This is a genomic window from Anabaena sp. FACHB-83, from assembly GCF_014697485.1.
Classification (GTDB): Bacteria; Cyanobacteriota; Cyanobacteriia; order Cyanobacteriales; family Nostocaceae; genus Nostoc_B.
The window spans coordinates 1-9,041 of the sequence record NZ_JACJRY010000094.1 but is presented as its reverse complement, the minus strand read 5'-3'; the positions used below and the strand labels follow the sequence as shown (position 1 = coordinate 9,041).

General features: G+C 40.6%; 9 protein-coding genes and 1 tRNA gene. 3 read left to right on the top strand and 7 right to left on the bottom strand.

Annotation, left to right across the window (positions count from 1 at the left end):
* Positions 1-71 precede the first annotated feature (71 nt).
* Positions 72-143, bottom strand: a tRNA-Thr gene (locus H6G79_RS35640).
* Positions 144-176: 33 nt separating this feature from the next.
* Between H6G79_RS35640 and H6G79_RS35635 the strand changes: the two genes are divergently transcribed.
* Positions 177-446 carry a DUF3493 domain-containing protein gene (locus H6G79_RS35635; protein ID WP_190592649.1) on the top strand — a complete coding sequence of 90 codons (270 nt, stop codon included), beginning with the start codon at positions 177-179 and terminating at the stop codon, positions 444-446.
* Positions 447-650: 204 nt separating this feature from the next.
* On the opposite strand, the gene H6G79_RS35630 is transcribed toward H6G79_RS35635, so the two are convergent.
* The gene (locus tag H6G79_RS35630; RefSeq protein ID WP_190592650.1) at positions 651-971 is read right to left on the bottom strand and encodes a hypothetical protein; all 321 of its coding nucleotides are present in this window, start codon (positions 969-971) and stop codon (positions 651-653) included.
* A gap of 678 nt (positions 972-1,649) precedes the next feature.
* On the opposite strand from H6G79_RS35630, the gene H6G79_RS35625 reads away from it, so the two are divergent.
* Positions 1,650-2,456 carry a DUF2993 domain-containing protein gene (locus tag H6G79_RS35625; protein ID WP_190592651.1) on the top strand — a complete coding sequence of 269 codons (807 nt, stop codon included), beginning with the start codon at positions 1,650-1,652 and terminating at the stop codon, positions 2,454-2,456.
* A 37-nt stretch (positions 2,457-2,493) separates the two neighbouring features.
* Here the strand turns inward: H6G79_RS35625 and H6G79_RS35620 are convergent, their stop codons facing one another.
* The gene (locus H6G79_RS35620; RefSeq protein WP_190592652.1) at positions 2,494-2,658 is read right to left on the bottom strand and encodes a hypothetical protein; all 165 of its coding nucleotides are present in this window, start codon (positions 2,656-2,658) and stop codon (positions 2,494-2,496) included.
* Positions 2,659-2,793: 135 nt separating this feature from the next.
* On the opposite strand from H6G79_RS35620, the gene H6G79_RS35615 reads away from it, so the two are divergent.
* A complete protein-coding gene (locus H6G79_RS35615; protein WP_190592653.1) occupies positions 2,794-3,447 on the top strand; it encodes a tetratricopeptide repeat protein in 654 nt (217 codons plus the stop codon).
* A gap of 207 nt (positions 3,448-3,654) precedes the next feature.
* Here H6G79_RS35615 and H6G79_RS35610 read toward each other — a convergent pair whose 3' ends face one another.
* The 4 genes from H6G79_RS35610 to H6G79_RS35595 form a co-directional block, all read right to left on the bottom strand.
* Positions 3,655-5,223, bottom strand: a complete 1,569-nt coding sequence (locus H6G79_RS35610) for a DHA2 family efflux MFS transporter permease subunit (protein ID WP_190592654.1) — start codon at positions 5,221-5,223, stop codon at positions 3,655-3,657.
* Positions 5,224-5,375: 152 nt separating this feature from the next.
* Complete coding sequence (locus H6G79_RS35605) at positions 5,376-6,638, bottom strand: MFS transporter (RefSeq protein ID WP_190592655.1); 1,263 nt, start codon at positions 6,636-6,638, stop codon at positions 5,376-5,378.
* Between the two features lie 58 nt (positions 6,639-6,696).
* The gene (locus tag H6G79_RS35600) at positions 6,697-8,151 is read right to left on the bottom strand and encodes an HlyD family secretion protein (RefSeq protein WP_190592656.1); all 1,455 of its coding nucleotides are present in this window, start codon (positions 8,149-8,151) and stop codon (positions 6,697-6,699) included.
* A 143-nt stretch (positions 8,152-8,294) separates the two neighbouring features.
* Positions 8,295-8,762 (bottom strand): MarR family winged helix-turn-helix transcriptional regulator, encoded by a 468-nt coding sequence (locus tag H6G79_RS35595; RefSeq protein WP_190592657.1) that lies wholly within the window; start codon positions 8,760-8,762, stop codon positions 8,295-8,297.
* Between the last annotated feature and the right edge of the window lie 279 nt (positions 8,763-9,041).

Here is a 9,041-nt window from a genome sequence, read left to right as displayed (position 1 = left end):
AAAAGGTAAGTGATTTTAAGCGGAATTAGTCAAAATCTAGTCAATTAAAAGTATCATTCTTGTGAAACCCAAGCCGATGACGGGATTTGAACCCGTGGCCTGCTGATTACGAATCAGCTGCTCTACCACTGAGCCACATCGGCATACACGATTAGAGATTATAGCATTATTTACCAATGGTAGACCCAAATCCCAAAACCCGCCTAAATCCAGAACAATATGCCCGTCTCAAAGCAGAAATCGCCGCACCTTATCGCGGCTTACGGCAATTTATCTATATTGGTGTGGGCGCTTCTAGCTTTATTGGCGCATTTGTCTTCTTTTTTCGCGTACTTGCAGGCAAAGAACTTGATACTGCTTTACCAAATTTAGCATTGCAACTCGGAATTGTTGCCCTAATGGTCTTTTTGTGGCGCTGGGAAAAACGTCGGCAACTACCTAAATAGTGGAATAGTATAAATATTCAGTTAACATGATACGCCGTGATCACTATTTTCCTGTCTGAACTATACACAGACTCGACTCTTGGATATTCGCTATGAATCCACCATACTTTGATTCTATTGGATTGTGCAGGTGCGCTACCTGAAATGGAATACCCTGCTTGAGTCATTAAATTTTCAAAAGTATTGGAGTCGAGAACTGTACAATTAAAAGCTGTTAGCCCCTGTATCTGATGTTTGTTTAGGGTCATAGCTACCCTGATAAGTCGTAAAAATTCTATACCCTGGTAATACTAAAGCAATTCCAGTTTGACTATGAATTTCACCAGGATATTTATAAGGACTATCATCTGGTAAACTTCCACCAATGCGAAAACTAAAACCCAATACCCATACATAGAAACCAGGTAGTAGTAAATCCATGCTATATGCAATAGCTCTCATCGCTTCATTTTCTTTACCAGAAGAAGATTTTCTGCCTATAGCAATTGTTTTGGAGATATTTTTTGGGTTTTTGGTTTCTAACATAGATATTTCAATCACCAATAGTGATTAAGTGGGTGTCAAGCGTTTCACTTGCCATTATGTATTAAGTGTTTTGCAACGCTGTAAACAGATCAGCAAAGATTGAGACTAATTTGTTTTAATCCCTCATATCTAGTATTAGTATATCTCAAAGATATATGGGATAAGAGTTTCGCATTATTGAAGGCGATTAGACAGAAATATCTGTCATCTTTTTACATAACTTAATATTTTTATTTTTTCTTAATTTTTTGACATAATCTGCAATAGAAAGAGAGAAAATATAAAAAAAATATTAGGAAATTAGGAAAAATCAAAATCTCTGCGAAAATGATAATTACTCAAACGGGGTCAGCCAATATAAAGACCCTGAAGATAAACAAATCATTTTCATATAGGGTCAAATACAATTTAAAGACCCTGGATTTAGGAAAAAACTAAAAAATCGCCAGCGTCATAACTAACAGTTTGTTAGCTTGACGCTTTTAACTTTTTTAGGACTCAAGAACACGAAAAATTTATTCCTTTAACTTAGACAATCTGTGTAACATATAACACATTGCGTAGAGAAACATTAGCGATTCCAAGTCAGGTTATCAGTACAATCAATCTCTGGAGGGTTGCTGTATTCTTCACATTTTGTTACAAAAGTACAAAGAACTTCTAGAGACGCACTAACTCATGTTCGGCGGACTAACTGGTTTACAAGATCCTAAAGGCACTGACTGGGGTGAGCGAATGCTCAACACAGTGGCCAGCCAAACGATTCGCCATCTGTTTACCCAAAGCGAGTCAGTAGAAGTCTTGGTACGCTGCTATCCCTCCAGTAAGTTGTTGCAAGGTAGCATTGATAGTTTCAAAATGAACGGACGTGGCTTGGTGATCCGCAAAGATTTTGCGGTGGAGGAGATGTCGTTTGAAACGGATGCAGTGGCGATAGATTTTGGCGCGGTATTAAGTGGCAAATTAAGCCTGAAGCAACCTACACAAGCGATCGCCCAAGTAGTATTATCCGAAACAGGCATTAACCAGGCTTTCAAGGCAGAACTCGTGAAAAAGCGCCTAGTTAACCTTGATGTACCTGCTTTAACAGAATTATCTGGTGGTCAGCCAGTTTCCTTTCCTGAAGTTCAGGTACAACTCTTACCAGAAAATCACCTGCGAATTACCGCCAAAGCCGATTTAAATAATGGCGAACTCGTTCCCATAAATATGATAGTTTCCATAGCTGTGGAAAGGCGGCGACGCATTTCTTTTAAAGACCCCCAAATTGACCTTGAGCAAGTCCCAGAAACGCAAAAAGCAATTTCTCAAACCCTGAGTGTGGCGCTGGCAGACATTTTAGATAATATGGTTGATTTAGATCGCTTTGACCTAGATGGAGTCAAAATGCGGCTCAATCGTTTAGAAACTGAAGGGCAAAAATTAATTTTCAGTGGATATGCGGAGATTGAACGTATCCCTCGTAGCGGGGGTAGTGCAACTTAAAAAGTAAAAAGTGAAAAGATCATCCCCATAAACAAATTTAGGAGTTAGTTGCGTGGGCGGGTTTCCCACGCCAGTCGCCACCAATTTGAGAAGCAAAGCAACGTGCTGGCTCGACTCGAAGCAGTCTGGCGTTGGTTTGTGAGTATGATTCTTTTTCTTTCTTTTGTCTTGTTTGTTCAATACCGACGTGATTTTCTGACATACTTACTACAAAGTTGCATGTTATTAACTTCAGTATTTCCAAAATTGCAGAGCGATCGCTAATCTTTTAGGGAACGTTAGGTAACGCACTTCCATCTATGATAAGGATTAAGACATTATTGAGGAGTGGAAGGCAATGAAGATTCTACCCATTAGTAGCATCATAGTGAGTCTCATAGCTGCAATTGGTGAATCGCCATTAGTGTTAGCAGTTCCTACACAAGTTGCATTGCAAGAAAATGTACAAATTACTCAAAAACAACCACAAAAACTAGCACAATTTCAGGATGATGGAAATTCCGAGCGATCGCAACTAGTTCAACAAGCAAACAATTTATTAAACAGTGGTGATTTAACAGGTGCAGAAAAAGTCTTACGTAGATTAATTAAAAAGTATCCCGACGATGCTTTTGGACATTTTCAACTTGGTAATGTACTGCGGCGACAAAAGCAACCAGAAGCAGCGATTACAGCTTATCAAGAAGCCCTTCGTCTCAAGCCAAAATATGCTTTAGCTTACAATGCGATCGGTGTTGTGTATGCAACTCAAGACCGTTGGGATGATGCTATTAGTCAATATCGCAAAGCTTTAGAAATAAATCCTAGTTATGGGGAAGCCATGACTAATTTAGGACAAGCACTATGGCAAGTTAATAAAAAAGATGAGGCGGTTGCTTCTTTAGAAAAAGCTTTAAATATTTTTAAAACCCAAAGTCGCAATGATAGAGTTTACCAGATTGAACAAATGTTAAAACAAATTCGGGCTGCTGATAATCCTGGCGTATCTTGAAAAAGAATTCAGTATTAAAATGTAACAGGCAACAGGGAAATTCCCATAAATAAATTTCCCGGCAAGATTCAGATCCTCGACTTCTTAAAGAAGTCGGGGATCTTTTTATTCATAAGACTAAGAGTCTAATACCGTTTCTTGATGAAGATACAATTAATCAGTCTCTACAAAATTTATGTTGACTCTGAAATGTTGGATTAGCTAAATTTAATGGGCAACTGCACCACCAGTTGCTTTTACTTTTTTAATGAATAAAATCGCAATCCCACTAAGTAATAAAGCTAGACCAATAAAGTAAAAACAATCATTAAAAGCCATAACAAATGCTTCGCGGCGAACAACATTGGAAATAGATGCGATCGCCTGATTTTGTGCTGTGCTTAAATCTGCACCACGGCTGATAAAATATTGTGTCATTTGGTCAATTCGTTGTTGCGTTTCTGGGTTATATAAAGACACAGCATCGCCTAATCTATTCGAGTGAAATTGCTCTCTATTACTTAATAAAGTTGCTAACACAGCAATTCCAATAGAACCACCCATATTCCGCATCATATTAAATAAACCACTGGCTGAACCTGCATCTTTAGGATTTAACCCAGCAGTTGCAATAGATGTCAGTGGAACCATAATTAATGGTTGTCCCATTGCCCTGACTAATTGTGACCAACGTAATTGATCTAACCCGGTTTGATTAGTCAATCCCGCATTCATAAATGCACTAATAGCAAACAAAGTTACTCCTAATGCCACCATAAACCGCACATCAATGCGTTGCATAAGTTTGGGAATAAACGGAATAATAAATAACTGGGGAATCCCTGCCCAAATTAACACCTCACCAATTTGCAGTGCGTTATATTGTTGAATTTGAGCCAGATACAAAGGCAAAATATAAATCGAACCATATAACCCTATCCCTAGGGAAACATTTACAACACTAGCTAAACCAAAGTTACGATAACGTAATAAACGTAAATTAATAAATGGTTGCTTACGAGTTAATTCAATCAAGAAAAATAAAGTCAGAAAAATTGCGGCAATAATACTTAAACGTACAATTAATGGTGAGCCAAACCAATCTTTCCGGCTACCTTCTTCCAACACAACTTGTAGGGAACCTAAGCCAATAGCCATTGAAAAAATTCCCCACCAATCACCTTGTTTTAATAACTGAATTTGGGGTTGGACTTGCTTAATTCCATACCATACACCCGCCAGCATTAATGCACCAGGAAACACATTGATATAAAAACTATATTCCCAACTATAATTTTCTGTTAACCAACCGCCTAAAGTCGGGCCAATTGATGGAGCGAAAACTGCTGTAATAGCAAATGCGGCAAGTCCTATTGATTGTTTGGCGGGTGGTAAAGTTGTTAACACAACCGTCAAAGCTGAAGGAATTAAAACGCCTCCTGTAAAGCCTTGCAAAGCCCGAAAAACAATCATGGAATTTAAATCCCACGCCCAAGCGCAGCAAATAGAAAAGAAGATAAATAATCCAGTATTAACTAATAAATAAAGTCTGAGGGAAAAAACCCGCGATAACCATCCAGTTAAGGGAATGACGACAATTTCGGCGACAAGATAAGCAGTAGAAATCCAAGAACCTTCTTCTAAAGTTGCACCTAAAGATGCTTGAATTTCTTGCAATGAAGCGTTAGTGATTTGAATATCTAAAACTGCCATAAAGGCACCAAGCATACTGGCTAATACACCAATCCAAGTTCTTAAGGGTATGCCTTCTGGTGCTACAGCCGAAATATTAGCCATAGTCATGCTCCATTTTGAGGGGCGAAGATTGGGAGAATATTAAAAATGTACCATTGATAGGAGGTTGGAGATGACAGAGTTTTTATCTACCGATACTCTCTTAAATCTCTCTGCGTCTGGGCGTGACATAAATCACCAAATTCAACACTAATTTACTTCCTAACTAAAATACCTTTCTGTTCATAAATTGGTATTACCATTTGCCGTAAAGCTGGCAGTTGTCTACTAAAAAATATTGAACCGATAATACAAGCTATACCATCAATAATTAATGTATTAGGAGCGCCAATGATATCTGCAATTCCACCGCCGATTAAATTGCCTATAGGTATCATACCTAAAAATGACATTGTGTATAGACTCATTAACCTTCCACGTTTATCTTCTTCCACGATGGTTTGCAAAAAGGTATTACTTGCAGCAATTTGTAAAATTGTTCCTAAACCGACAAATAGCATTGTGAATAAAGACAATGGTAAAAATCGAGAAACAGAAAATGCAATCAGACCACAGCCTAATATTGCTGGTGCGATCGCAATTAATTTCCCAATGCCTAAAATAGTTTTACGAGTAGCGAGATATATCCCTCCTGATAATGCTCCCACGCCTGATGCTGCCATTAAAAATCCTAAAGTTTCAGCACCACCTTTTAAGATTGTTTCGGCAAAAACTGGTACTAGAATTGTATTTTGCAACCCCATTAAACTAACTAAAGCTGATAGTAATAAAATGGCGCGAATTGGGGGAAAGCTAAAAGCATAAATAAATCCCTCTTTAACTCTTTTTAAGGGATTACCTGGACTAGACGGCATTTTCCACGGCTTAATGTTCATTGCTAGTAAGCCGACAATCACAGCAATGTAACTCAAGCCGTCGATTAAAAAACAGTAAGCAACACCAACTCTGGCAATTAATAATCCGCCTATGGCGGGGCCAATAAGTCGCGCCCCATTAATCATAGTTGAATTGATGGCGATCGCATTCGCTAAATCTTCTCTGCGTTCAACTAGTTCCGGGACAAATGCTTGTCTGGCTGGTGCATCTAAAGCGTTAATCAATCCTTGTAATAAACTCAACGCGATGATATGCCAAATTTGAATCATGCCTGTTAGTGTTAGTACAGCTAACGCTAAAGACTGGATCATCGCCATAATTTGCGTACCAATTAAAGTACGATACCGCGAAAAGCGATCTACAAACACGCCACCAAAGGGAGCGAGAAAAAAACTGGGGATTTGACTAGTAAATCCAACTACACCTAGCATTAATGGTGAGTTAGTTAAGTCATACACTAGCCACACCGTAGCCAGTTGAGTCATCCATGTTCCTATTAAGGAAATTCCTTGTCCCGCAAAAAACAAACGATAGTTTTTTGACTGAAAGGCAGGTAGTTGCAACTGTTTAAATTTGGTCATTTGTCATTTGTCATTTATCAGGAATTGATGCTCATTTAACTCAAGTTCATTACAAACTTTATTTAACTTCCACACTAACTTCCGCAGACATCCCTGGTGTAATCCTGGAGTCGTAACCTTGGATACTCTTTTGGTCTAAAACTATCTTCACAGGAATGCGTTGCACTACTTTGGTAAAGTTACCTGTCGCGTTGTCTGGTGGTAATAAAGCAAATTGAGCGCCGGAAGCCGGGGAAATGCTGTCAACTTTGCCGCTAAAGGTGTGGTGAGGAAAGGCATCGAGTTTGACTTCTACTGGTTGTCCGGGGCGCATTCTTTCTAGTTGGGTTTCTTTAAAGTTGGCTACTACCCAGTTTTCGTTATCAACAATCGCCATTAATGGTGATCCGGCTTGGATTCTATTGCCAATTTCCACGGTTTTTTTACCAACTCGCCCAGCACTAGGGGCAGTAACGTTGGTGTAGGATAACTGCAATTGGGCATCTTTTAAGGATGCTTCGGCTTGAGAAATGGCCGCTTTGGCAGCTTCGTATTGGCTACGTTTGACGCTAGTATCTTGAGTTCCAGCTGTCGCTTGTTGCAATCCACCTTTTGATGCGGTGAGTTTGGCTTGGGCGCTGGTAACACCTTCTTGGGCTTGGGCGAGTCGAGATTGGGCTTGGGCTACTCCAACTTTGGCAGAGGCTAATCTGGCTTGGGCTTGTTCAACTCCTTGGATGGCGGCATTTTTCTGGGCTAAAGCCACATCATAGGCGGCTTTGGCTGCATCCAACTGTTGACGAGCGATCGCACCTTCTTTATATAAGCTGTTGTAACGGTTATAATCTGTTTCCGCTTTTTGCAGGTTGGCGTTGGCTTGGGCTACCTGGGCTTGGGCGGCGGGAATCCCGGCTTGGGCTAATTCCACATCGGCTTGGGCGGCGGGAATCCCGGCTTGGGCTTCTCGTACTGCTGCTTGGGCGGTGGAAATGGCAGATACAGCCCCACTCACATCACCTTGGGCTTGAGTTGTCTTAGCATTGGTGGTTTCCGCCGTTAAGGCAATATTGGCGGCGGCGGCTTCGGCTTGACTGCGGGCGTTGGCTAAGGCGGCGGCGGCTTGCTGCACTTTACTTTCATAGTCACGGGGGTCAAGTTTAACTAGTAACTGTCCCGGTTGCACTTCTTGGTTGTCGTTGACTAAAACTTGAGCAACCGTTCCGGGAATTTTGCTACTAACTTGGTGAACATGCCCGCTAACAGTGGCATTGTCTGTTTCTTCGTGAGAGGAAGCGTATTGCCAGTAGTTATAACCAAATGTACCAGCAGCGATCGCACCTACACCCAACCCCGCCAAAATTAAAGGTAATCGCTTTGAACTACGGGGTTTTTTCTCTGGCTGCGGGTGGACATCGGTTTCCGGTGCTTCTGGCGTGGCTATCGCTGCATCTAAAGTCTCGGTATCAGTAATTATTTCTGTTTCGACAACAGATGTTTTCTCTTTTTTGCGTCCGTTTAATGTGGTTGTTGTCATAGTTAGCTTCTTCCTTGCGGCAATTATTTAGAATACGTACTATTTAGTTGCAAGTAGCTTCTATTCTTTTATTTAGGATGCTAAATATTTTCGCAAATAAATTTATACATAGCTTCACCCAAATGGGCGATTGTCATCCAGCCTTAAGATAGGTTAGCAATGGCTTTATTGAGCAATTGAGAAAAGTATTCCCGGTCATCGGTGGAAATACCACGCATAGCTTCTTCACGTAATTCTGCGGCTAGTGGCGGTAATACTTTTTCTAGTTCCTTACCTGCATCCGTCAACCAGATACGCCAAATTCGGCGATCGTGTACATCTCGTTCTCGACGGACTAAGCCTCGTTCTTCCATCCGGTCTAGTACGCCTGTTAAAGTCCCACCCACCTGCTGCAACTTCTCACCAATACTGGATGTGGGTAAACCATCTTCTTGCCACAAACAACACAACACCAACCAATGAAATGGTGTTAGCCCAAAAGGTTCTAGTTTGTCAGTCAACTTGCGGGTCAACAGTTGTGAAAGTAGTTTGATTCGATAACCCAAATTGTAAGGCGCTAAAACTTGCTGCCAAGACTCACAAGTAGTAGAATTATTAGGTTGAGTAACCATTAGGTAAAATACTTCGTATACGTAATATTTAGCATAACCAGAATAACTCATTTTGGCAAGCGGGTGATAGATTTAGCAAGAAATTGGCACAAGAGGTGCGATCGCACACACCATCAAAAACCACATAACAATTAGCCCCCTCCCCGCAGGCGAGGAGGTTGGGGGTCTGACAGGTGTAGGTTTTTTACAAGGGTGTGAGTATTCATTCTCAGAGTCGGAAAATAAAAGAAGAAAAGCAAGTGAAAAAGAGGCTCAAATGCTAAAAAATGAGTACCTCAA

Coding starts and splice junctions, on each gene's coding strand:
- H6G79_RS35635 (WP_190592649.1), top strand. CDS start 177: ATGGTAGACCCAAATCCCAAAACCCGCCTAAATCCAGAACAATATGCC.
- H6G79_RS35630 (WP_190592650.1), bottom strand. CDS start 971: ATGTTAGAAACCAAAAACCCAAAAAATATCTCCAAAACAATTGCTATA.
- H6G79_RS35625 (WP_190592651.1), top strand. CDS start 1,650: ATGTTCGGCGGACTAACTGGTTTACAAGATCCTAAAGGCACTGACTGG.
- H6G79_RS35620 (WP_190592652.1), bottom strand. CDS start 2,658: ATGTCAGAAAATCACGTCGGTATTGAACAAACAAGACAAAAGAAAGAA.
- H6G79_RS35615 (WP_190592653.1), top strand. CDS start 2,794: ATGAAGATTCTACCCATTAGTAGCATCATAGTGAGTCTCATAGCTGCA.
- H6G79_RS35610 (WP_190592654.1), bottom strand. CDS start 5,223: ATGGCTAATATTTCGGCTGTAGCACCAGAAGGCATACCCTTAAGAACT.
- H6G79_RS35605 (WP_190592655.1), bottom strand. CDS start 6,638: ATGACCAAATTTAAACAGTTGCAACTACCTGCCTTTCAGTCAAAAAAC.
- H6G79_RS35600 (WP_190592656.1), bottom strand. CDS start 8,151: ATGACAACAACCACATTAAACGGACGCAAAAAAGAGAAAACATCTGTT.
- H6G79_RS35595 (WP_190592657.1), bottom strand. CDS start 8,762: ATGGTTACTCAACCTAATAATTCTACTACTTGTGAGTCTTGGCAGCAA.